This is a genomic window from Muriicola jejuensis (assembly GCF_010671595.1).
Taxonomy (GTDB): domain Bacteria; phylum Bacteroidota; class Bacteroidia; order Flavobacteriales; family Flavobacteriaceae; genus Muriicola; species Muriicola jejuensis.
Window position 1 is genome coordinate 1 of the sequence record NZ_JAABOP010000002.1, and the last position, 25,308, is coordinate 25,308.

Sequence of the window (25,308 nt, forward strand, 5' to 3'; positions counted from 1 at the left end):
AGGCCTGAAGCAGAGCCCAGGCTCGCTTCAGGATCCCTTCCTGGTAGCCGCTCACACATCGCCACGGCTCGTGTTCACGGACAGTCAGGGATAGGTCGCCGCCTTTTTTAAAAGCACTCATAGCAATATGGGTGCTTTTTTTTTGCTATACAATGAATCAGGCACCAAGGCCTGAAGCAGAGCCCAGGCTCGCTTCAGGATCCCTTCCTGGTAGCCGCTCACACATCGCCACGGCTCGTGTTCACGGACAGTCAGGGATAGGTCGCCGCCTTTTTTAAGAGTCCCTCACAGCAATGTGGGGGACTTTTTTTATGGCCTGACCTTAACGACCATAGCCTCAAAACTCAGGGTTCTTATCCTACCTTACCCCCAGGGGACTAACGTCCTTCTTCCCCCTTGAGAACAAAATAATCCGTAATACCGAAAGAAGAAAGCAGGAAAGGTTTTGGCTGACGCAGTAGCAACCCTAACTCGAAGTAAGCCTTAACAGGAGGTCCCAACCTATTCGTTCCCCCAGGGGACTAACGTCCTTCTTCCCCCTTGAAGACAAAATAATCCGCAATACGGAAATAGAAAAGCGGGGAAGATACATTGAGAGAGAACCCTACATACAATACTGTCCGTTTTCGCTATCGAATAAATTCCTCGAATTTTATTCAGACACCTCAAATACTTTAAACATCCCTTTATCTTCGCTATTGGGAACTTCAGAAATGAAGGCGTACTTTCCGGGCTTGATTTCGGCTTCAAAATACAAAGTGCTCCCTCCGGGAGCGTCATTCGTTCCCCCTAAAAAAGTGACACCCTCCGGAACAGGGGTCATCAAACCATCCGGTGTTGCCCAGTTCATCCATGCTTCTAATCTTACCAGATCTGCACCTTCCTCCAGCCGAACGAGATTGACATCGTGTCCCACAAAATTTTCGTGTACTATTTGATCCATATAATCCACGGAGAACAATTGCTTTCCGGCCTTTATCTCACCCTTAACGGATATTCCATCAGTGCTGGATATGGACACCTGCACTGCAGGAATCGGTGGTTGGCTTTCACCTGCTAAATCCTGTACAACCAGTTCTTTGGTCATCCCCATAGAGGAATGGAACCTTCCATCGGCCATCTTAACGTAGCATTCCATAATATAATATCCCGGAGGGAGGTTCACAATGGTTGTGCCAACAGTACCTGGAGATACCAGTCCGGTTCCCCCGGAAAACACGATCTCGGAAAACCAGGGAGGCAATTTACCAAAAGCCTGCATGGCAGCATCCATATCCCCTTTCATAATGAGTGACATTCCTTCGTCAAAAGGAGGCAGGACTTCTTTTTTCATATCTTCTATATTCTTTCCCTCAGGGTACTTGTCAAATAAAATAAAATGGGGTTCTGTAGACTTGTTGATGTACCTGAAGGTATTCCATCCTGAGGATATAGTGTCTACGGTAATAAAATCCATAACCCGAGTTACGACCTCTATGGTGGAATCCTTGGCAACCTGATCCATAACATCACTTACCGCTTTTTTAGAGTCCGGTTTACAACCTACCCAGGAGATTGTGAAAACAAATACTAAGCAGATCCGACAATAAAATTTAAAGAAGTTCATAATTGTTGGTTTTAGGTTGATTTTCAATATTAAATTTGATAAAGATCAAGCATTAGAAAATTAATAAAAATATTTTATTGTATGAATCCGGGTTGAATGCTAGATGTTTACAGAGCTATTGATTTATTAAATAAAAAAAGCCGCAATCTGCGGCTTTATACAAAGGCAATAGAATTTCATACTCTGGGTAGATCCCCTTCTCCCTTTAAAGGAAGGGAAGACTTGCCCATCAGATAAGTATCAACGTGATAGGCGGCTTGCCTTCCTTCAGATATGGCCCATACGATGAGGGATTGCCCCCTTCTCTGGTCACCGGCAGCGAAGACCCCCGGCACATTGGTCTTGTAGTCCTTAACCGAGGCTTTGATATTGGTACGTCCATCGGCTTCTATACCCAATTGCTCGGCCAGGGTCATTTCGGAACCCGTAAAGCCCAGGGCCAGGAGTGCCAGGTCACAGGGCCACTCTTTTTCTGTTCCCTCTATTTCTTTCAATATAGGGCGTTCCCCTGGTTTGTTTATCCACTCCACTTCTGAAGTAATCAGGGCTTTGAGATTTCCTTCACCATCTCCGATAAACTTCTTTGTGGAAATACTAAAAACTCGTTCGGCTCCCTCTTTGTGAGAGGAACTGGTCCTTAACCTCATAGGCCAGAAGGGCCATGGCTGATCCTGAGGCCTCTCTTCTGTGGGCTTACTGAGAATCTCGAAATTAGTCACCGACTTGGCACCCTGCCTAAAGGAGGTGCCTATACAATCCGAGCCGGTATCACCCCCACCGATCACGATCACGTGTTTGTCCGTTGCTTTAATCTCCTTCTCAAATTTCTTCTTTCCATCTACCCTCCTGTTGTTTTGAGCAAGGAAGTCCATGGCCTGAACGACTCCCTTCAAATCAGCGCCTTCAATGGGTAAACTCCTTCTTACCGTTGCCCCTCCGCATAAGACCAGAGCATCGTAGTCCTTCTTTAGCTTTGTTGCCGGTAAATCAACCCCCACGTGAATCCCACATTTAAAGACGATCCCTTCCTCTTCCAGTACTTTCAACCGCCTGTCTATAATTTGTTTTTCCATCTTGAAATCCGGGATTCCGTATCGCATTAGCCCTCCTGGTTTCTCATCCCTTTCATAGACGGTGACCCAATGTCCTGCCCTGTTCAGCTGCTGGGCAGCGGCTAACCCCGCCGGGCCTGAACCTATGACGGCTACCTTCTTGCCTGTCCTGTTTTCAGGTGGCGCAGCAACTACCCATCCTTTCTTAAAAGCAGTTTCCGCTATATTTTTCTCTATGTTTTCAATGGATACCGGGTCCTCATTGATCCCGAGAACACAGGCTTCCTCGCAAGGGGCAGGACAAAGCCTGCCTGTGAATTCCGGAAAGTTGTTGGTGGCGTGTAAAATAGTCGCTGCCTTTTCCCATTTACCTCGATATACCGCATCGTTGAAATCCGGAATGAGATTTCCCAAAGGGCACCCGCTGTGACAAAAAGGAATACCGCAATCCATACAGCGCGCTCCCTGTTCCTTAAGTTCGTTTTCCTTCAGGGGTACCGTGAATTCCTTAAAATTTGATATGCGTTTTTCTACCGGTTTGTACGGTTCCGTCTTCCTTTTGTATTCTAAAAATCCCGTGATCTTTCCCATATTTCCTTCCTAGGTGATTTGTAATTTCTCTTCCTCCAACCGCAATAAGGCCTGCCTGTATTCCTCCGGGAACACCTTTATGAACTTAGGCAGGTAATGATCCCAATTCTCTAGGATCCTTTGGGCAAGCGGACTAAAAGTGGCATTGTAGTGATTCTCGATCAGCATCTTTAACTCCTTTACATCCTTGTCTTCTTCTACGGCCAGCAGATTCAGGGCTTCTTTGTTGCAGCGCTTGTCAAAGGTCTTGTTTTCATCCAGCACATAGGCAATTCCTCCACTCATCCCAGCTCCGAAGTTCCTTCCAACTTCCCCGAGGATGACAGCAATTCCTCCGGTCATGTACTCACACCCATGATCTCCGATACCTTCCACAACCGCCGTAGCTCCCGAATTGCGAACGCAGAATCGTTCGCCAGCCTTGCCGTTGATATAGGCCTCGCCTGAGGTCGCCCCATAAAGCGTGACATTGCCCGTAATGATGTTTTCTTCCGGTTTCAAGGTCGATTTTTCAGGGATCTTGATGACCAGTTTTGCCCCTGATAGACCTTTACCCAGGTAATCATTCGTGTTACCATTGACGACCATGGTAAGTCCTCTGGTCGCAAAAGCCCCAAAACTCTGACCCGCTGATCCCGTAAAATTGAGTTTCAGTGTATTGTCCGGCAGTCCTTCTGCTCCGTAGATCTTGGAGATCTCATTGCTCAGAATGGCTCCAATAGCCCGGTTCGTATTGTGGATAGGGAAATCCAGGCTGGTCTTTTCCTTCCTGAACAGGGCTGGATGAGCTTGTGATATGATGTCGAATTCGATAGATTCCTTCACCAAATGCTCCTGTTTCGTTGTATTGTACAGCTTGGTTCCTTTGGGAACATCGATGGTATGGAGGATGGGAGTGAGATCCAGGCCATTCGCTTTATAGTGATCGATAGCCTTGTTTCTGTTGAGCTTATGAACTTGCCCTACCATCTCGTTGAGTGTCCTGAAGCCTAATTTGGCCATGATCTCTCTCAATTCCTGAGCAACGAAATACATATAATTTACTACGTGTTCCGGTTTGCCTTCGAACTTTTTTCGCAATTCCGGATTTTGGGTGGCAATGCCTACAGGGCATGTATTCAGGTGGCAAACCCGCATCATAATACATCCTGAGGCGACCAGGGGTGCGGTTGCGAAGCCAAATTCCTCGGCTCCCAGAAGACAGGCTACTGCTACGTCCCTGCCGGTTTTGAGCTGCCCGTCACATTCCAGTACGACACGGTTTCTAAGGTCGTTCATGACCAGTGTTTGCTGTGCCTCGGCTATCCCCAGTTCCCATGGCAGACCTGCGTGTTTAAGGGAAGTCAGGGGAGAGGCTCCTGTTCCTCCGTCGAAGCCCGAAATAAGGATCACATCTGCCTTGGCCTTGGCAACCCCGGCCGCTACGGTGCCCACTCCCACTTCGGACACCAGTTTGACGTTGATCCTGGCTTTACGGTTGGCCGCCTTTAAGTCGTAGATCAACTGGGAAAGGTCTTCTATGGAATAGATATCGTGATGGGGTGGGGGAGAGATGAGCCCTACATAAGGCGTGGAATTTCGTGTTTTGGCAATGGACGGATTCACTTTAGGTCCCGGCAATTGCCCCCCTTCTCCGGGTTTGGCGCCCTGGGCCATTTTGATCTGTATCTCCTGGGCATTGGTGAGGTAGTTGGAGGTCACCCCGAACCGACCTGATGCCACCTGTTTGATGGCACTGTTTTTCCAGTCGCCTGTCTGATTTTTGTAAAAACGTTCCGCGTCTTCACCACCTTCACCCGAATTGCTTTTCCCGCCAATGCGGTTCATAGCGATCGCCAGGTTTTCATGCGCTTCCTTACTTATGGAACCGTAAGACATCGCTCCGGTTTTGAAGCGTTTGACAATATTCGTCCAGGGTTCTACCTCCTCCAATGGGATGGGATCAAAATTGGTGAATTCGAACAGCCCCCTGATTGTCATCAGGTCTTTGGATTGCTCATTGACGATCTCTGCAAATTCCTTATAAGTCTCCGGTTCATTGTTGCGGACCGATTTCTGGAGCTTGGCGATCGACAGGGGGTTGAACATGTGCTTCTCCCCGTCTCGCCTCCACCGGTATTCCCCCCCGATCTCCAGGTCGAGATTGGCCGCTACATGGGTAGGGGCAAAGGCCTTTTTGTGCCTTTTTGCGATCTCTTTCTCGATCTGGTACAGCCCGATCCCCTGTATCCTTGTCGGGGTATTGGGAAAATATTTTTCAACGACCTTGGTGTTCAGTCCAATACATTCGAACAACTGTGAGCCCCTATAGGAATTCAGGGTAGAGATGCCGATCTTGTTCATCACCTTTACGATCCCTTTTCCAATGGCCTTATTGTAATTTTTGATAGCCTCATCAAAGGTGTATTCGGTAATATCGTTCTCTTCGATCTGCTCTCCTATAATCTCGTTTACGAGATAGGGGTTGATGGCACTTGCTCCGAAACCAAAGAGAAGAGCAAAATGGTGCACCTCCCGGGGTTCAGCAGATTCTATGATGATACTCAGCTTAGACCTTTTCCCGAGCCGCTGCAGACCACTGTTAACATAGGAGCACGCCAGCAGGGCAGGAATGGGCGCTTTATGCCTACTGACAAGCCTGTCTGACAGGATGATAATATTAGCCCCTTCATCGATGGATTTGGAGGCCTGGGCCAGGACAGAATCCAAAGCCTCTTCCAGGCCATTGTGCCCGCGATCCACCTCGTAGAGGATGGGAATGGACACCACCTTGTAATTCGGGCTTGCATCGTAATTCTTGATCTTGTCCAGGTCTTCCTTGGAGATCACGGGATTCTGAATCTTAAGTTTACGGCAGTGTAATTCGGTGATCTTGAAGATATTTTGGTCAGTACCCAGAGTGAGGCTGATGTCTGTAATGAGTTCCTCCCTAATCCCGTCGAGAGGAGGGTTGGTGACCTGTGCAAACAGTTGCTTAAAATAATTGTAGATGAGTTGTGGTCTTTCGGACAACACAGCAATGGGCGTGTCAGACCCCATGGAACCAATAGGTTCTTTGGCGTTCTTCCCCATGGGCAGAATAATGGTGTTGATATCCTCCAGGGTGTACCCAAAAAGGGCCTTCCTTTTTTCTACCGTTTCTTCCCCCAGGAAAAGGGGACAGTCGTTATAGGGGATGTCCCTCAGGTGGACCAGGTTGTCATTCAGCCATTTTCTGTATGGATGCCTCTTTGCAATATCCTCTTTGATCTCGCTGTCATTCACTATGCGTCCCTCTTCCATATTCACGAGGAACATCCTTCCGGGTTCGAGTCGGCCGTGCCGCTCAATATTTTCAGGTGCGATATCCAGTACCCCTGTCTCGGAGGACATGATGACATACCCATCTTTGGTGACCGAATAACGTGAAGGCCTGAGGCCGTTCCGGTCTAGCAGCGCGCCTATGTAGTTGCCATCCGTAAAGGGGATGGAAGCCGGGCCGTCCCAGGGTTCCATCATACAGGAATTGTACTCGTAAAACGCCTTTTTCGCATCAGACATTTCCGTGTTCTTTTCCCATGCCTCGGGGACCAGCATCATCATCACTTCCGGCAAGGACCGCCCTGTCATCAGCAATAACTCCACCACCATATCCATGGTAGCCGAATCCGATTTTCCGGGCAGGATGATAGGGAGTATCTTCCGGATCTCGGGCCCGAAAAGCGGACTCTCCATAAGGGCTTCCCTGGAACGCATACGGGTCACGTTTCCCCTCAGGGTGTTGATCTCCCCGTTGTGGCACATGTACCTGAACGGCTGGGCAAGGTCCCAGGTAGGAAAAGTATTGGTGGAAAACCTCTGGTGTACGAGTGCCAATCTCGTTACAACCCGTGGGTCCATCAGGTCTTTGTAATACAACTTGATGTCCTGAGGCATCAAAAGGCCCTTGAAAATGATGATCCTGGTGGATAGGCTGGGGACGTAGAAGAATTTGCTTTCCGAAAGCTTGGATTCAATGATCTTGTGCTCCGAAATTTTACGGGCAATGAACAGTTTTCGGTCAAAGGTTGCCGTGTCCTGTGCCTCGGATTCTTTACCTACAAAAATTTGTTTCACATAGGGTTCTGTCTCCGAAGCCATCCGACCAGGGATACCCTTGTTTACGGGTACATCCCTCCATCCGAGTAACCGCAACCCCTGTTTTGCTATCTCCTCTTCAAAAACGGACATGCAAAAAGCCCTCTGGTTCTCCTTTTTAGGAAGGAAGATATTGCCGGCCGCGTAATTGCCTGGCTCCGGAAGGTCAAAGGAACATACCTCCTTAAAGAACTGGTGGGGGATATCGATCAGGATGCCTGCCCCATCCCCGGTTTTACCATCTGCACTGACCGCGCCCCTGTGTTCCAGTTTGTCGAGGATCTCCAGGGCTTTGTGAATGATGTCATTCGACTTTTTCCCTTTGAGGCTACATATGAATCCGGCTCCGCAATTGTCATGCTCAAACTCAGGTAAATACAATCCTTGCTTCTTCAACATCATTTTAGTGTATTTGATCAAAAGTATCAAAAACACTGTGAATCTTCCTGGAAATGGCTTTATATGATATAAAAAATGCAACGTTTTTAATTTCTTCTTAAAAAATAATCAATATGGAATTTTAATCCCGATTTCAGTGACATTTTAATAATGGGTAAAGACAAAAAAAGACCCGGAAAACGGGTCTTTATAAGATTGGGAAGTGTACCTCTGTAATGGCCTGCTAATCCGTCAGGATACTCCTTGAGATCACGATCTTCTGGATCTCGGAGGTGCCTTCGTAGATCTGGGTGATCTTGGCATCCCGCATCAGCCTTTCCACATGGTAATCCTTGACAAAACCGTTCCCTCCGTGGATCTGGACCGCTTCCACGGCCGTATCCATGGCGACCTGGGAGGCGTATAATTTGGCCATGGCCCCAGAAAGGTCGTAATTCCTTTTCTGGTCCTTATCTACGGCCGCCTTGTATACCAGCATCCTCGCTGCCTCGATCTGTGTATGCATATCCGCCAGTTTGAAGGCGATCGCCTGGTGGTTCATGATCTCTGTCCCGAAGGCTTTTCGTTCTTTCGAGTACTTCTTGGCGAGTTCATAGGCGCCTGCGGCAATCCCAAGGGCCTGTGCGGCGATTCCTATTCGCCCTCCGGCAAGGGTCTTCATGGCGAATTTAAAGCCGAAACCGTCTTCCCCTATCCGGTTCTCCTTGGGGACTTTCACGTCGTTGAAATTCAGGGAATGCGTATCGCTTCCACGTATCCCAAGTTTGTTTTCCTTGGGGCCTATCTCAAAGCCTTCCATCCCTTTCTCCACGATCAGGGCGTTAATCCCTTTGTGCTTTTTACTGGCATCGGTCTGTGCCATCACCAGGTAGACATCGGCTGTACTTCCGTTCGTGATCCAGTTCTTGGTGCCATTGAGGAGGTAGTGGTCTCCCTTGTCTATAGCGGAGGTCTTCTGTGAAGTGGCATCGCTCCCTGCTTCTGGTTCGGAAAGACAAAAGGCTCCAATAATCTCTCCCGTGGCCAGGCGGGTGAGGTATTTCTCCTTTTGTTCCTCTGTTCCAAAGGTCTCTAAGCCCCAGCATACCAGTGAATTGTTTACGGAAACGATAACGGAGGCCGAAGCATCCACTTTGGAGAGTTCTTCCATGACCAGGACATAAGAGAGGGTGTCGAGTCCGCTTCCTCCGTATTTCGGGTCGACCATCATACCCATAAAGCCCAGTTCTCCCATCATCTTTACCTGAGCGGCGGGGAATTTTTGTTCTTCATCCCTTTCAATGACCCCAGGCAACAATTCCTGTTGTGCAAAATCCCGTGCGGCCTGCTGGATCATCAATTGCTCTTCTGTAAGTGTAAAATCCATCTTGCTTATCGTATTGTTAAAAAAGGCCTCCAAAGATACAGCTTGATTGGATATTATTCAATGATTATATAGTCGATTTGAGAATTTCACAATCATATTTTTCGCTTTAGAAGATGGAAGAAATGAAATCCTTTTATACCCGGGCAATATTTTTATATTTGTTCCTAGGGATTTTACACCACTTACGCGCACAGGAATTATGAGACAGCACTAGCTCCGAATAGATATCGTCCTTTTCCAAAGGACACGATTTGATCAAGTTGCCTGCTCATTACCTAATCCCGATTTTAATGAAAGAACTTTTAAAGCAATACGAAGAGAAAGCCCCTGAGATCGTCTTTAACTGGAAGGATCCCGAAACCGAGGCCGAAGGGTGGGCCGTGATCAATTCCCTCCGCGGTGGAGCCGCAGGCGGAGGCACAAGGATGAGAGAAGGACTTGATATGAATGAGGTCCTTTCCCTGGCCAAGACTATGGAGGTCAAATTTACCGTGTCAGGGCCCCCTATTGGGGGTGCTAAATCCGGTATCAATTTTAACCCAAACGACCCCAGGAAAAGGGGGGTGTTAGAAAGATGGTACAGGGCTGTTTCACCGCTGCTTAAAAGTTACTACGGCACTGGGGGCGATCTGAATGTCGATGAAATTCACGAGGTGATACCCATTACCGAAGACGCAGGAGTCTGGCATCCACAGGAAGGGGTATTTAACGGCCACTTCAAACCTACGGAGGCAGACAAGATCAACCGAATAGGTCAGCTCAGGCTGGGTGTTATCAAGGTCCTGGAAAGCCCAGCATATTCCCCGGACACTACCAAGAAATACACAGTGGCCGATATGATCACCGGTTTTGGTGTCGCTGAGGCTGTCAGGCATTATTACGATATCTACGGAGGCTCTGTGATCGGCAAAAAGGCTATAGTTCAGGGCTTCGGGAATGTGGGGGCCGCCGCTGCATTCTATCTGGCTCAAATGGGTGCCAGGGTAGTTGGTATTATCGACCGGGTCGGGGGGGTCATCAAGGAAGAAGGGTTCACCTTCGATGAGATCAAAATGTTCTTCCTGCACAAAAAGGGGAATACACTCATAGCCGATGCGGACAGGATGATCCCTTTCGCCGAGATGAATGAGCGGATCTGGAGCCTGCAGACGGAGATCTTTGCCCCATGTGCCGCCTCCCGCCTCATCACCAAGGATCAGATCACCCAGATGATAGAGAGCGGTCTGGAGGTGATCTCCTGTGGCGCCAACGTGCCCTTTGCCGACAAAGAGATTTTTTTCGGGCCTATCATGGAATACACGGATGAAAAAGTAAGCCTGATCCCCGATTTTATTTCCAATTGCGGGATGGCACGTGTCTTTGCTTTCTTCATGGAAGGAAGGGTGGCCATGGAAGATGAATTGATATTTAACGACACTTCCGATGTGATAAGAAAAGCAATTTTGAATATCTTTAAACAAAATCACACTAAGACCAACATCAGTAAAACAGCATTTGAAATAGCGCTAAAACAACTTTTGTAAAATCTAACCGATATGGAAACCATCATCATCATTGTCTTTTTGGCCGGTTACCTGGCTATCACCCTGGAGCATAACCTGAAAATCGATAAACTGATCCCGGCCCTGGCGATGATGGCTATTTTATGGGCGGTGATCGCCCTTACCCATATGCCTGTTTTCGAGGTGAACACGGAACTCAAGGAGTTGGAACCCTCCCACCTGGATGAGATGCTCCTGCACCACCTGGGAAAAACCGCAGAGATCCTGGTATTCCTGCTCGGCGCAATGACGATCGTTGAGATCATAGACTATTTCGATGGATTTGCCACGATCAAGGGATACATCAGGACGAAGAAGAAATCCAAATTATTGTGGCTCTTTTCTATCCTTGCCTTTGTACTATCCGCTATCATAGATAACCTTACGGCTACCATCGTGCTGGTCACCATCCTCCAGAAGGTGATCAAGGACAGGGAAGTGCGCCTGTGGTTTGCCGGTATGATCGTGATCGCCGCTAACGCGGGAGGGGCATGGTCGCCCATAGGGGACGTGACCACCACCATGCTGTGGATCGCCAATAAGGTGTCGGCCTGGCAGCTCATTGAACACGTATTCATTCCTTCGGTAATCTGCATGGTCGTGCCCGTACTCTTTGCCCTGAGATATAAAATATTTAAGGGAGAACTCGATATGGATCTGGAGGAAGAAATTCCCAAATCTCCTTATGGGGCAACTATGTTGTACCTTGGGCTTGGTTCCATCGTATTCGTTCCCTTTTTCAAGACAATCACACATTTGCCACCTTATGTGGGAATGATGTTGTCCCTGGCCATTGTGGCTACCTTCGCCGAGATCTACAGCAACGCCAAGTTCAGTATTTCCACGGTGGATTTTGACGAAGAAAAACACGATCACCACAGTCCGGTACACGCTTCCCTTTCCAAGATCGAACTGCCCAGTATTTTGTTCTTCCTGGGGATACTTTTGGCAGTAGCTGCACTCGAATCCCTGGGTATGCTCTTTGAGTTTGCGGAGGCCCTGGATAAATATATGCCGATGCTCGGAACCGAATCGGTTGCTGAAAAGGTATCCGATTTGGTGGTACTCATCCTGGGAGTGGGCTCGGCGGTTATCGACAATGTGCCGCTGGTGGCTGCAAGTATGGGAATGTTCTCCGTTCCTATTGACGATCCGGTCTGGCACTTCATAGCTTATTCAGCGGGAACCGGCGGAAGTATGCTTATCATCGGTTCTGCAGCGGGCGTTGTGGCCATGGGAATGGAGAAGATCGACTTCTTTTGGTACCTTCGCAAAATTTCCTGGCTGGCCTTGCTCGGATTCCTGGCAGGATCCATCAGTTTTATCCTCATCAGAAATTTAGTGTTGAACGCATAATTAAATACGCATAACTCCGTTATAGGGGCAAATTAATTAAGGGAACTTATATGATTCTATTTCAAGATCTGGCTAATGAAGCCCAGGTTGGGGAGGTAATATCCGAAGAAAAGACACTTTCCGTCATCGATTTGATCCTCAGTGGGGGTACCGGAAGTATTGTGATCATCTCCGTACTTTTTGCTATGCTGGCCGTAGCCCTGTACATCTACTTCGAACGGTTGCTCGCGATCAAGGCCGCTTCCACCATCGACAAGAACTTTATGAATCAGATCCGGGACCACGTGATGAACGGGAAGCTGGAGGCTGCAAAAATCCTTTGCGCCCAGACCGATTCACCGGTGGCCAGGCTGACGGAAAAAGGAGTGTCCAGAATAGGAAAACCCCTGGATGACATCAACGCCGCCATAGAGAACGCCGGGACACTGGAGGTCTATAAACTCGAGAAGAACGTAAACATCCTGGCCACAGTGGCAGGAGCCGCTCCCATGATCGGATTCCTCGGGACGGTCATAGGGATGATCCTCGCCTTTCACCAAATGGCGAGCAGCGGAGGGCAGGCCGAGATGGGAGCCCTCGCATCCGGAATTTATACGGCCATGACCACAACGGTAGCCGGACTTGTAGTGGGGATTATAGCCTACGTGGGATATAACCACCTGGTAAACCGCACAGACAAGGTCATCCACAAAATGGAGGCCAATGCGGTGGAATTCCTGGACCTGCTCAATGAACCCGTTTAATCCGGACCTATGAAACTGAGAAGAGGAAATAAGATCAGCCCGGAATTCAGTATGTCCTCCATGACGGACATCGTGTTCCTGCTCCTGATCTTCTTTATGCTGACGGCAAACTCACCCAATGCCCTGGACCTTCTTTTGCCGAAGGCCAAGGGGAAATCGACCAATACCCAGAACGTTTCTGTTTCCATTAACAGGGACCTCGAGTACTTTGTGAACAATCAGCAGATCAACGGAGCCTATATTGAAATTGAATTAAAAAAAGCGCTGGAAGGAAAGGAGAACCCCACCATTATTCTGAGGGCAGAAGAAAGCGTGGCCATCAAAGAGGCCGTCAATGTCATGGACATTGCCAACAGAAATAATTACAAGGTGATCCTGGCCGTGCGTCCCAATTGATGTCGTTCCTGGATACGAGACACAAAAAGAAATCCTTTTCGCTTACGGTCTTCCTGCTAAGCGCCCTTCTCTTATTGCTGTTTTACATCGGCCTTACCTATATGGACCCTCCCATTGAGAATGGGATCACCGTAAATTTTGGAAGTATGGAATTCGGTTCGGGCAGGGAGCAGCCAAAGGAGTTGCTCAGGCCAAAACAGGAAGAAACTCCCCAGCCTGTAGAAACGGAAAAGGCGGCAGCCGAACCCGAGGAAATTGAAGAAACTCCGCAGGATGTCGCTCCGGATAGCAAAGCGGAGGATCTGCTTACCCAGGAAAGGGAGGAGGCCATCCGTATACAGAAGGCGAATGAGGCAAAACGAAAAGCCGAGGAAGCTGCGAGAAAAATAAAGGAGGAAGCAGAAAGAGCCGAGCGTGAAAGACAGGCCGCCATTGAAAAGGCGCGGCAGGAAGAGGAAGCCAAGAAAAGAAAACTCGATGCCCTGATGGGGGGCATTAACAATGCAGACGGCACCGCTCAGGGGAATGAGGGGGATGATGCCCTGCCCGGAGACAAGGGCCGTCCCGATGGGGATCCCTATGCCAACAGTTATTATGGCAGCCCGGGATCGGGAAGTGGTACCGGCGGTTATGGCCTCAACGGCAGGTCCCTGGCGAGTCGTGGAAAAGAACAGCAAAATTGCAACGAGGAGGGAAGAGTGGTAGTGAAGATCGTCGTAGATCGCAATGGGAGGGTCATTGATGCCGAACCTGGTGTGAAGGGCACTACAAATAACAACCCCTGCCTGCTCGAACCAGCTAGAAAGACCGCCCTGTTGCACAGATGGAATCCCGACCCCAAGGCGCCCAGCCAGCAGATCGGATTTGTGGTCGTCAATTTCAAATTAGGGGAATAATTCATGACCTACCGGGAAACCTTGGATTGGATGTTTGCACAACTTCCAATGTACCAGCAAAAGGGGGCTTCTGCCTATAATGGTAAACTTGAGGGGATACAGTCATTTGCCACTCATCTGGGAGAACCTCACCTGAATTTTAAAAGTATCCATGTAGCAGGGACCAACGGAAAGGGTTCCTCCAGCCATATGCTCGCCTCCATATTGCAGGAGGCCGGGTATAAGACAGGATTGTATACCTCACCCCATCTTAAGGATTTCAGAGAACGCATCAGGGTCAACGGCCAGATGATCCCTGAAGGAGAGGTGGTTGAATTTATCTCTACCAACAAGCCCTATATCCAAAAGAATAGCATGTCCTTTTTTGAGATGACGGTGGCTTTGGCCTTCGATTTTTTTGCGAAGGAAGAGGTAGACATCGCCGTGATCGAAGTGGGGCTGGGGGGGCGGCTCGACTCGACCAACATTATCAAACCCGAGGTTTCTCTCATCACTAACATAGGGATGGATCACACGGACCTGCTGGGGGATACCATTGAAAAGATCGCCTATGAAAAAGCGGGAATTATCAAACCCTATACACCGGTGGTTATTAGTGAAAGACAAGAGGAGACCCTGGAGGTTTTTGCTGCTGTTGCACAACAACAACTGGCCCCGCTGACCTTTGCAGAAGATGTGATCACGGATGTTTATCCAACCTCTCTGAAGGGGCACTACCAGACCAGGAATATCAAAGGCGTGCTGGCAACGATAGGGGCGCTCCGGGATTTTAACATATCGGAGTCGCATAAAAGACAAGGGTTGATAAAAGTTTCGGAGAACACAGGACTCCTGGGACGCTGGCAGATCTTATCCGAGAACCCAAGGACCATAGCAGACACAGCTCACAACAGTGAGGGCCTGGCCCTGGTCCTTGAACAGTTGGGAAAAGAGGATTATGAGCAGTTGTTGTTCGTTCTCGGTTTTGTAAAGGAAAAGAACCTGGATCAGATCCTGCCGTTTTTCCCAAAAAATGCGCATTACCTGTTTTGCAGGCCGGATATTCCAAGGGGATTGGATGCCGAAATCCTGGCAGAAAGAGCAAGTCATTTTGGGCTGAGCGGACAAGTCTTTGCTTCTGTCCCAACCGCTCTCGAAACCGCCAGGAAAAGGGCTGGCAAAGACGATCTTATCTTTATCGGGGGCAGTAATTTTACGGTAGCTGAGGTTGTATGATTTTTTACTTTTTTTGTTTTAGGTAACAAAAAACTATTCTATATTTGCACTCCCTTTGGGGCTCTTAGCTCAGTTGGTTCAGAGCACCTGCCTTACAAGCAGGGGGTCACTGGTTCGAATCCAGTAGGGCCCACATCACTCAGAAAATCCACGCAGACCTGTGTGGATTTTTTTATACCCGAAAGTCGCCAAACTTGTTTGAGCGACTGGAGGGAATAAAAACATCGCATCCCGCGCATAGCGGGATGTGGATTTTCTATTTGCAGCCGCGGTCTCCCGATGGAACATCCCGCTTTGCGGGATAATCCAGTCAGAGATAAACGCCAAACTTGTTTGAGCGACTGGAGGGAATAAAAACATCGCATCCCGCGCATAGCGGGATGTGGATTTTCTATTTGCAGCCGCGGTTTCCCAATGGAACACCGCATTGTATACGGTAATGCGGAATTATTGAGAAGTCAAACAGAAGTCAGAAAGGATGCGAAGTGTGACACTATGTATTGCCTTGCGGATTTTCGATGGGACTTTGGTCCGTGCATTTTAATCCGACTATTTTCCTATCTTCAAGGTTAGTTCAAAATACATCTAAAGTTGATTTTATTTACCCAGACATCACGCTCCTTTACGGTTAGGCCTTATATTTTTTTATTTTCCGCTATTGCTCTGGGAATGGTCATGAACGGTTGTGAAATAGAATCCGACAAAAAAGAAGCTCCTGATTATTCCTCTTGGGAAAATTACGCCGGCACTAAAGATGGCAGCCGGTATTCTTCCCTGGAGGAGATCGATCTTTCCAATGTCAGAAATCTACAGGTTGCCTGGCGCTATAGTTCGGGAGACAAGGATACACTGAACCGGTCTCAGAACCAGTGCAATCCTATTGTGGTCGATGGCATCCTATACGGGTCTTCTCCTAAGTTGAAATTACTGGCTCTCAATGCGGCCAACGGTGAACCCAAGTGGGTGTTTGATCCTGCAGAGGAGGACAGGTCACATGCAGAGGATCCTTACCGCTTCTACAAGGTTAACAGGGGTGTAGTGTATTGGAGTGGGAATGATAAATACGACAGCAGGGTCTTTTACAATGTAGGATCCAGGGTTTACGCCATAGCCTCTGAATCGGGAAAAGTGATCCGCGAATTCGGAAGAGGAGGATATATAGACCTGGCTCAGGATCTGGACCGTGAACCGGGTACGTTCAAACCATTTATCGCCAATACTTCTCCTGGGATCATTTACCAGGATCTTATCATCCTCGGGTCCCGGGTGGCCGAATCTGCAGACGGGGCCCCCGGTCATATTCGTGCTTATAACGTAATCACCGGGGAGCGGGAGTGGATCTTCCATACCATTCCCCATCCGGGTGAAACGGGATACGATACATGGCCCGATAAGGAAGCTTACAAAAAGCTGGGTGGGGCAAATAGTTGGGCAGGCATGTCCCTGGATGAATCTCGAGGGATCGTATACATACCCACGGGATCGATAGCCGGTGATTTTTATGGGGGAGTACGGGAAGGGGAAAACCTCTTTGCCAATTCCCTGGTTGCCCTCGATGCCGGGTCCGGTAAATATCTTTGGCATTACCAGACCGTACACCACGATCTGTGGGACCGGGACCTCGCTGCCAATCCCAACCTCGCCACCCTCAGGAAGGACGGCAAAGTCCTTGATGCCGTGGCACAGATCACCAAACACGGGTATGTGTTTCTTTTTGACAGGGTAACTGGGGATCCCGTATTTCCGATTGAAGAAAAGCCTGTTTCCCAGAATGCCCTGCCGGGTGAGAAACCCTGGCTCACCCAACCGATCCCTGTATTACCCGAACCTTTTGCCAGGCAAAAATTCAATCAGGAAGATGTTACGAATCTGACTCCGGAAACACATGTGGAAATGCTCAGAAGGTATCATCAGATCAAGTACAGAGAGATGTTCCACCCACCTAGCAGGGAGGGTAGCTGGATCTTTCCCGGATTCGACGGGGGAGGGGAATGGGGTGGAGCCGCCGTGGATCCGGAAAGTCAGATCCTGTATGTCAACAGCAGTGAATTGCCCTGGGCTATGATCATGGTGGATGTCCCTGGAAAAGGTCAAAACCTTCAGGCTGATACCCCGGGGAGGGCAGTCTACAACAAATATTGCTTTGCCTGTCACGGCCTTGACCGGAAAGGCAACGGACCCTCCTTTCCGTCCCTCCTGCAGGTGGGAAGCAAGTACAAAGCGGATGAGATAAAGAATATCCTGAAAAATGGCATCAATATGATGCCCGCTTTCAGACAGATCCCTGATCACGAGATGGACGCCCTGATGGCCTTCTTAAGGGAGGAGGAGAAAGGCCCTGTCATAAAGGTCGCAGTGGCCAAGGAACCCATCACAACAAGGGGCACTGGGGGGGAAAGTATTTTGGATGAAGTGCCTTATCAGATGGCAGGATATACCCGTTTCCTGGATGATAACGGCTACCCCGGGATCACTCCTCCATGGGGTACGCTCAATGCGGTCGACCTCAATTCTGGTAAGTTGTTATGGAAAGTACCATTAGGCGAATATCCCGAACTGACCGCTCAGGGACATCCTAAAACAGGTACCGAAAATTACGGAGGTCCGGCCGTGACCAAAGGCGGACTCATTTTTATTGCAGCCACAAAGGACTCAAAGATCAGAGCCTTCAACAAGGAAACAGGTGAGGAGGTCTGGTCTGCAGAACTTCCTGCACCTGGCTACGCTACCCCCAGCGTGTATTCCGTCAATGGCAAACAGTACGTGGTCATCGCTTGTGGGGGCGGGAAGATCGGTAGCATTTCGGGAGATGAGTACGTCGCTTTTGCATTGCCATAGTATGAAAACCCCTCAAATTTGCCCGGGGAGAAAGAGGACATAAAATGTTGGTCAGGCTTTACCTATTCCCCAAAAAATTCCGATATTGCACCCCCGTTAGAACGCAGGTTCTGACAGGTCATGGAGTGTTAGCTCAGCTGGTTTAGAGCACTGCCTTGACAGGGCAGGGGTCGTTGGTTCGAATCCAATACACTCCACATCACTCAGAAAATCCACACTATTAGGTGTGGATTTTTGCATTTCATAGCTAAGCCGAGCTTGCTCGAGCTTAGCTGGAAATGTAAAAATAACTGCGCCTTTGGCGCAGGATTTTCTAATTGCAGCCGGGGAGCGATTTTGGATCATCGCACCTGCCTGCCGTGAGGCAGGCGAATGTGCGGTAATCCGAGAGTTGAGATTTTGGAGGGGATAAAAAACATCTCATCCCGCAGAGCGGGATGGGGATTTTCTAATTGCAGCCGCGGACTGAGTTTGGATCACGAGCTTGCCTGCCGGCAGGCAAGCGGAGCGAGTAATCCGTTTCTGAGTAGATACATACCAAAAAAGGTTAAGCCGAGCTTGCTCGAGCTTTGCTGGAAATGTAAAAATAACTGCGCCAAAGGCGCAGGATTTTCTAATTGCAGCTGCGGACTGAGTTTGGATCACGAGCTTGCCTGCCGGCAGGCGGAGCGAGTAATCCATGGCTTTAGGCTGGGTGTTCCATCCAAAGCGAAGTGGAAGATCCCACTAAAGGAATTCAAGCGTCCTTTCCAGGGCCATCCCCCTTGACCCCTTGATCAGAACCGAACCCTTTTTCAACGGGTGTTGCTCAAGATGGGCAGAGAGATCCTGGAAGGTTCGGAACTTTTGCCCTTTCACCTGAGTCTTAAAGAAGTTTTCCCCTACGAAATATCGTTCCTCCAGCTCCATTTCCCGAGCGATATCTGCAATGGCCTGGTGTTCCTCTGCAGCACTCTCACCCAGTTCGAACATATCCCCCAGGACAACGCTCTTGACCTTCCCTGGAGTTTGGCCAAAAGCCTCCAGGGCCGCCTTCATGCTGGTAGGATTTGCATTGTAGGCATCCAGGTAGATCTTCAGTCCGTTTTTCTCCAGGATCTGCGACCGGTTATTCTCAGGAAGGTAGGCTTCTATTCCCTTCTTTATCTGGGACACAGAAACCCGGAAGTACATACCCATCAACACAGCGATGGCTGCATTGGGAAAGTTGTATTTCCCTGGAAGGTTCGTTTGGATCTCCGTATTTTCGACCTTTAACCTAACCAGGGGGGTGGCATCCTGGAATTCGATTTTCTGATCTGCTCCAGCACCCTCACTAAATCCGGTCTTATTGGGATACCCTTTGAGTTTCCCGTCCTGTATAGGATCATCTGCGTTCCAGAATATATGGGCGTTTCTCGAGATCAGGTTGGTGTACAATTCACTCTTCCCCTTGATTACCCCTTCTACTCCTCCGAAACCTTCGAGATGGGCCTTTCCGAAATTGGTGATATAACCGTGGTCTGGTAAGGCCAGGCTGCTGAGGAACTCTATTTCCTTCTGGTGGTTGGCCCCCATTTCGACAACGGCGATCTCCGTGTTTTCCCTAATCCGCAGAAGGGTGAGCGGAACCCCAATATGGTTGTTGAGGTTCCCGGAGGTAGCGATGGTCCTGTACTTTTGAGAAAGCACGGCGTGGATCAATTCCTTGGTCGTGGTTTTCCCGTTGCTCCCCGTCAGGGAGATGATGATCGCCCCTGAATGGAGTCGGTGGTGGGTGCCGAGTTGCTGAAGGGAGGTGAGCACATCCCCGACGAGGATAAAGCGCTCGTCCACCCTGTATTCTTTCTCATCAATGACGGCAAAGGAGGCTCCTTTTTCCAGGGCCTCGAGTGCAAAGGCATTGCCGTTGAAATTAGGGCCTTTGAGGGCAAAAAAGATCCCGTCTTTGGGAATGTTACGACTATCCGTTGAGACGGAGGGATGTTTCAGGAAGATCTGGTATAGGGCCTCTGTTGTCATGCCCTAAAGATAAAAAAAGCCCCGACTTTTATGTCGGGGCCCGCATCCATTTCAGATACTTTTTTATTTGACTTTTTTACCTCTTACGGTCTTGTTTTTGGTTTTGGCCTTTGAGCCTACCCTCGACATGGCGCAGCGGAAACCGATATAGTCCGTTGCCATGTATTGGGGGAGGAATCTTCGTTGGGCCGGATCCAACCAGTAGGCCCTGTCTCTCCAAGATCCCCCTTTGTATACCCTTACTTCATCATTGATCAGGGTAGTCCTGTTATTGCTCGTATCATAGCCTCTGACGATATTTCCAAGGGAATCCCTTTCCACCTTGTGCTTGGGAGAATCGTACATCTTGCGCTGATTGGCTTCTTCCTCTTCATCGCTGAACTGCTCAAAAAATCTGGAAGAACCTGGATCTCCGTCCCTGAAAGCCCGGTTGTCGCTGTCAGAGAAGTTGGTCCTTAAATAAGTCTCATTTTCGTCTACCGGTACCATCAGGATCTCGCCGGGAAGATTCACTGCGACCACCTTACCGTTCGGTAGAGTGTCATAGACAATACTATCCCTCAGGATCTCTACTTTTCCATCCTCTCCGATAGCGGTTTTGGTGTAGATATTACCTCTGTAGTAATTGAAGTCGCTGATCTCATCGTCCACAATAGGCCTGTAAACGTCTGCCACCCACTCGGCCACATTACCTGCCATATCGTACAAGCCCAGGTCGTTGGGTTTATAGGACTTCACCTCGGCAGTGATGTCGGCTCCGTCATCAGACCAGCCTGCGATCCCGCCGTAATCTCCTTTTCCCTGCTTAAAGTTTGCCAGTTGATCTCCACGACCTACTCGCTGACCATTTCTGGTGTATTCACCTTCCCAGGGATACTTTTTTCTTCCGCGATAGTTGTTGTATTCCCTGCTTCCCTGAAGGGCCGCTGCCGCATATTCCCATTCGGTCTCAGTAGGGAGTCGGTATTCGGGCGAGATGATCCCGCTGCTGCGTTTGGCAAAAACCGCTACAGAATCTTTTTTCTTGTTGCCCTGAAGGGAATCGATCTGTCCGTTGTACACAGATTCGGGCCTGTTGAGATATGCTTCGGTGTTAAAAGTACCGGCAACCTCTCCGGTCACAGCCTGGTACTTGGCATCCTTCGCCAGGTATCCTTCCCTTTCCAGAACCGCTTCGTTCACACGGTCCGTCCTCCATTCGGCAAACTGGGTAGCCTGTATCCAGTTAACACCCACCACCGGATATTCGGCATAGGCGGGATGGCGAAGGTAGTTGTTGGTCATGGTCTCATTAAAGCCCAGCCTGTTCCTCCATACCAGGGTATCCGGAAGTGCGCCTTTGTAAATATTAGCGTATTTCGGGTTCTCTGGCGGATAAACACTTTTCAGATAATCGAGGTATTCCAGATACATGACGTTGGTAACCTCGGTCTCATCCATATAAAAGGATTGAACGTGTTGCTGGGTTGGCGTGTTATTCCAGTCGTGCATCACATCGTCCTGTACCTTCCCTTTCATAAAGGTTCCCCCTTCTACAAATACCAGACCGGGGGAGGTTTCCTGCTCCTTGAAATCCGAGTTGTATTGAAAGCCACCTTCTTTAGCATTGATCTTCCAGCCAGTGGCTCTGGATACATTTTTGGAACTAGAGGATTTTTTACAGCTGGTGACTGTAAAACCTGCCACCAGCACGGTGCAAGAGAGTACAACTTTGATAAATTGTTTTTTCATCTGTTGATCTTTGATTTAATAATTCTTCTGAATCCGGCGGTATGAACGTTGTTCCGATTATACATCCTCCTACCGATCTGATCCTTTCAGAAATTCTTTAGGTTTTGTCACCCCAATCCATATGGAATGACTGTTTTACTCGATTTCATAACATTTCCGGCTACTAAAACGGTGTTTTAACCATAATATTTTACAGCCGGAAAATTTCTTCAAGGCCTTTACTCAAACAGATACAGGCCAGGTTTACAAATTCATAACGGAACAAATTTCATTATATTATGGACTTATCCTTTTCTTTCCGCCAGGGGGTGTTAAAAAAGCATCCATGAACGCCGAGCCCACTAATTTTAAATACCTATCGATAAAACGCATCTTATTTTTGGTTTGAGATGTTAAAATAATGCACGCATCGGCACAAGATATTTTCAAATTGTCCGTTTACCTCATGTACAAAACACAGGAACCCGACAAAATAAAAGGAGTTAGAGGACCCCTTATGTTCTAAACACTTTATAGGAACGGGACCCGTAACTCCGGAATTGTCCGGGTCTAAATGTTGATTAAGAGAGAAATATGAGAAAATTAGTAGGCTTTTTTGTATTGCTTTGGATTTGTAAGGGAATAGCACAAGAAGACAGAGTGATCACGACGGCAGTACCGTTTCTGACAATTGCGGCAGATGCCCGTGCAGCCGGTATGGGCGATATGGGAGTCGCCACCTCCGTAGACGCCTTTTCCCAGCAATGGAACCCCGCCAAGTTCGCTTTTGCAGAACGCAAAATGGGAATTGGCGTAAGCTATACCCCCTATCTGGAAAGCATTATCACAGATATTTCCCTGCTTAACGGTAGTTTCTACAATAAGATAAACGACCGAAGTGCCTTTGCTTTCAGTCTCCGGTATTTTACCCTGGGTGAAATTGAGCTCAGGCAATTTGCCAATGACCCTGGAACCCTGGCAAAGCCCAACGAACTTGCGCTAGACGGCTCTTACGCTTTGAAGTTGAGCGAGAAATTCTCAATGGCAGTGGCCGGGAGGTTCATCCGATCCAATCTCAGACTCCCTGAGATCAGCAACGTTGACTCACAGGCAGCCAGTTCCTTCGCGGTGGATGTTGCTGGGTTTTACCGGTCTGATGAAATTGCCTATAACAGCTTTAATGGCCGGTGGAGAGGAGGGTTTAACCTCTCGAATCTCGGGGGTAAAATTCAATATGACGAAGGAGGACAGGAAAACTTTCTTCCCACAAACCTCAGATTCGGGGGTGGATTTGATTTTATTTTCGACGAGGATAACGCTCTCGGGTTGACCATGGAATTCAACAAGCTCCTCGTTCCCACTCCACGTGATTTCGACAACGACGGGGATGTGGATTCTGAAGATAACAACCAGTATCAGCAAATCGGATTCCTGAAGGGTGTCTTTGAATCCTTTGGGGATGCCCCGGACGGTTTTAGTGAAGAATTGAAGGAGGTCACCTGGGCACTGGGTGCCGAATATGCCTTCCAGCAGGCCTTTATGGTTCGGGCGGGATATTTTAACGAAAGTGAGGACAAAGGCTCGAGGAAATTCTTTACCCTGGGAGCCGGATTCATCTTTAAAGCGGCACAAATAGACCTGTCTTACCTCTTTTCTTCATCTCAGGTGCGGAATCCTCTGGAGAATACCCTGCGCTTTTCCCTGACCTTTAATCTGGGGGAAGAGTTTATCAATAACTAATGGAGTTTCAATGTCTATAGAAAACCTGCTCCTGAGCAGGTTTTTTTATGCGTTGGATTCCCGGAATTGTATCTTTAGCGTATGAAAAAAGAACTTCATTCCCTGGAACTCACCGTTTATGAATCGGAGGCAGAACTCCCGCCAGAAGACGCTTCCTTATTGCAGGCTGCATTAAAAGCTCAGGAAGACGCCTATGCGCCTTATTCGGAATTCAAAGTAGGGGCTGCTGTTTTGCTGGTCAACGGGGAAGTGGTCATAGGGAATAATCAGGAGAACGCTTCTTATCCATCCGGCCTGTGTGCAGAAAGGGTGGCCGTTTTCCACGCAGGAGCCAGGTATCCCGGGGTCCCTATCCTCAAAATAGCCATTGCTGCGGGATCTTCGGAAAAGCCATTGACGAAACCGGCAGCACCCTGCGGGAATTGCCGTCAGTCCATTTTTGAGTACGAGAACAAACAGGACCGCCCTATTGAACTCCTGCTGCTTGGGGGTGCCGGAAAAGTGTACAAGTGCCCGTCCGTACAAGGACTTTTACCCCTGGCATTCGGAAAGGAATTCCTCTGATCGACCCCTGAGAAATACAGATACGACAGGGAAGGACCTCCCGTGAAGCAAGGGGGGAAGCTTTTTACCTAAATCTTTTTCTCTATTATAATTATGTGTATTTTTGATTTCTTTGAAATACCCGACTTGGGATCACCTTAAAAGAGGGTTATTGCAATCGATTAAACTTCATTCTCAATGAAAAAAATTACCAAGGAAGTCTACCTCAAATGGTATGAGGACATGCTGTTTTGGAGAAAATTTGAAGATAAACTGGCCGCGGTCTACATTCAGCAAAAAGTGCGCGGATTCCTTCATTTGTACAACGGACAGGAAGCAGTCCTGGCCGGCGCCCTGCACGCCATGGACCTCACCAAGGACCGCATGATCACCGCTTACAGGAACCACGTGCAACCTATTGGTATGGGGGTGGATCCGAGAAGAGTAATGGCTGAACTCTACGGAAAGGTCACAGGGACTTCCAAGGGAATGGGAGGGTCCATGCATATATTTTCCAAGGAACACAGATTTTATGGCGGACACGGAATTGTCGGGGGGCAGATTCCTCTGGGTGCCGGTTTGGCCTTTGCGGATAAATATTTTAAAAGGGATTCTGTAACCCTTTGTTATATGGGCGATGGAGCGGTTCGCCAGGGAAGCCTGCACGAATCCTTTAACCTTGCTATGCTCTGGCAGCTTCCGGTTGTTTTCATATGTGAGAATAACGGGTACGCCATGGGTACTTCAGTGGCCCGAACCTCCCATTCCACAGAGATCTGGAAACTGGGACTGGGCTATGAAATGCCCTGTGGCCCTGTAGATGGGATGGATCCCGTGACTGTGGCTGAAGAGATGAGTAAGGCTATTGAACGCGCGAGAAGCGGAGGAGGTCCCACTTTTCTCGAGATGAAGACCTACCGGTACAGGGGGCATTCCATGTCTGACGCGCAGCATTACCGGACTAAGGAAGAGGTGGAGGAGTACAAGAAGATAGACCCCATCACCCAGGTACTCAATGTCATCAAGGAAAAAAAGTACGCCACGGACGATGAGATCAAGGCGATTGATGACCGGGTGAAGAAGCTGGTGAAAGAATGTGAAAAATTTGCGGAGGAGTCGGATTACCCACCTGTACAGCAGCTCTACGATGTGGTTTACGAGCAGGAGAACTATCCGTTTGTCGAACACAAAATTTAAGG

General features: G+C 48.7%; 16 protein-coding genes and 2 tRNA genes. 12 read left to right on the forward strand and 6 right to left on the reverse strand.

The annotated features are described in order from the left end of the window. Positions 1–652 precede the first annotated feature (652 nt). The 4 genes from GWK09_RS07965 to GWK09_RS07980 form a co-directional block, all read right to left on the reverse strand. A complete protein-coding gene (locus GWK09_RS07965) occupies positions 653–1,504 on the reverse strand; it encodes a hypothetical protein (RefSeq protein WP_239530862.1) in 852 nt (283 codons plus the stop codon). A gap of 278 nt (positions 1,505–1,782) precedes the next feature. Further along, complete coding sequence (locus GWK09_RS07970; protein WP_163692565.1) at positions 1,783–3,249, reverse strand: glutamate synthase subunit beta; 1,467 nt, start codon at positions 3,247–3,249, stop codon at positions 1,783–1,785. Between the two features lie 9 nt (positions 3,250–3,258). Then, on the reverse strand, positions 3,259–7,767 hold the full coding sequence (gltB, locus tag GWK09_RS07975; protein WP_163692568.1) for a glutamate synthase large subunit: 4,509 nt from the start codon (positions 7,765–7,767) through the stop codon (positions 3,259–3,261). A gap of 220 nt (positions 7,768–7,987) precedes the next feature. After that, complete coding sequence (locus GWK09_RS07980) at positions 7,988–9,130, reverse strand: acyl-CoA dehydrogenase (protein ID WP_163692570.1); 1,143 nt, start codon at positions 9,128–9,130, stop codon at positions 7,988–7,990. A 290-nt stretch (positions 9,131–9,420) separates the two neighbouring features. Here GWK09_RS07980 and GWK09_RS07985 point away from each other — a divergent pair, with 290 nt between their 5' ends. From GWK09_RS07985 to GWK09_RS08025, 9 genes are all read left to right on the forward strand, one after another. Further along, the gene (locus GWK09_RS07985) at positions 9,421–10,653 is read left to right on the forward strand and encodes a Glu/Leu/Phe/Val dehydrogenase dimerization domain-containing protein (RefSeq protein WP_163692572.1); all 1,233 of its coding nucleotides are present in this window, start codon (positions 9,421–9,423) and stop codon (positions 10,651–10,653) included. Between the two features lie 12 nt (positions 10,654–10,665). Continuing rightward, positions 10,666–12,027, forward strand: a complete 1,362-nt coding sequence (gene nhaD / locus GWK09_RS07990) for a sodium:proton antiporter NhaD (RefSeq protein WP_163692574.1) — start codon at positions 10,666–10,668, stop codon at positions 12,025–12,027. Between the two features lie 50 nt (positions 12,028–12,077). Then, complete coding sequence (locus GWK09_RS07995; RefSeq protein WP_163692575.1) at positions 12,078–12,770, forward strand: MotA/TolQ/ExbB proton channel family protein; 693 nt, start codon at positions 12,078–12,080, stop codon at positions 12,768–12,770. Between the two features lie 9 nt (positions 12,771–12,779). Continuing rightward, positions 12,780–13,166: an ExbD/TolR family protein gene (locus tag GWK09_RS08000; RefSeq protein WP_163692577.1), complete on the forward strand. Its 387-nt coding sequence runs from the start codon at positions 12,780–12,782 to the stop codon at positions 13,164–13,166. Then, positions 13,166–14,062 (forward strand): TonB C-terminal domain-containing protein, encoded by an 897-nt coding sequence (locus GWK09_RS08005; RefSeq protein ID WP_163692578.1) that lies wholly within the window; start codon positions 13,166–13,168, stop codon positions 14,060–14,062. Before GWK09_RS08000 ends, GWK09_RS08005 begins: the two co-directional genes overlap by 1 nt. 3 nt (positions 14,063–14,065) lie before the next feature. Continuing rightward, entirely contained in the window at positions 14,066–15,277 is a 1,212-nt protein-coding gene (locus GWK09_RS08010; RefSeq protein ID WP_163692580.1) for a bifunctional folylpolyglutamate synthase/dihydrofolate synthase, read from the forward strand. Between the two features lie 58 nt (positions 15,278–15,335). After that, a tRNA-Val gene (locus GWK09_RS08015) sits at positions 15,336–15,410 on the forward strand. Positions 15,411–15,868: 458 nt separating this feature from the next. Beyond that, complete coding sequence (locus GWK09_RS08020; protein WP_204260414.1) at positions 15,869–18,115, forward strand: outer membrane protein assembly factor BamB family protein; 2,247 nt, start codon at positions 15,869–15,871, stop codon at positions 18,113–18,115. A gap of 122 nt (positions 18,116–18,237) precedes the next feature. Then, positions 18,238–18,312: transfer RNA gene (locus GWK09_RS08025), tRNA-Val, on the forward strand. Between the two features lie 529 nt (positions 18,313–18,841). Here GWK09_RS08025 and GWK09_RS08030 read toward each other — a convergent pair. Then, positions 18,842–20,116: a UDP-N-acetylmuramoyl-tripeptide--D-alanyl-D-alanine ligase gene (locus tag GWK09_RS08030; protein ID WP_163692582.1), complete on the reverse strand. Its 1,275-nt coding sequence runs from the start codon at positions 20,114–20,116 to the stop codon at positions 18,842–18,844. A gap of 63 nt (positions 20,117–20,179) precedes the next feature. Beyond that, positions 20,180–21,847, reverse strand: coding sequence for a gliding motility lipoprotein GldJ (gene gldJ, locus GWK09_RS08035; RefSeq protein ID WP_163692583.1), 1,668 nt, complete (start codon positions 21,845–21,847; stop codon positions 20,180–20,182). 573 nt (positions 21,848–22,420) lie between these two features. Between gldJ and porV the strand changes: the two genes are divergently transcribed. From porV to pdhA, 3 genes are all read left to right on the forward strand, one after another. Further along, positions 22,421–23,566, forward strand: coding sequence for a type IX secretion system outer membrane channel protein PorV (porV, locus tag GWK09_RS08040; protein ID WP_163692585.1), 1,146 nt, complete (start codon positions 22,421–22,423; stop codon positions 23,564–23,566). Between the two features lie 81 nt (positions 23,567–23,647). After that, positions 23,648–24,130: a cytidine deaminase gene (locus tag GWK09_RS08045; protein ID WP_163692587.1), complete on the forward strand. Its 483-nt coding sequence runs from the start codon at positions 23,648–23,650 to the stop codon at positions 24,128–24,130. Positions 24,131–24,307: 177 nt separating this feature from the next. After that, positions 24,308–25,306: a pyruvate dehydrogenase (acetyl-transferring) E1 component subunit alpha gene (gene pdhA / locus GWK09_RS08050; RefSeq protein ID WP_163692589.1), complete on the forward strand. Its 999-nt coding sequence runs from the start codon at positions 24,308–24,310 to the stop codon at positions 25,304–25,306. Positions 25,307–25,308: the final 2 nt, after the last annotated feature.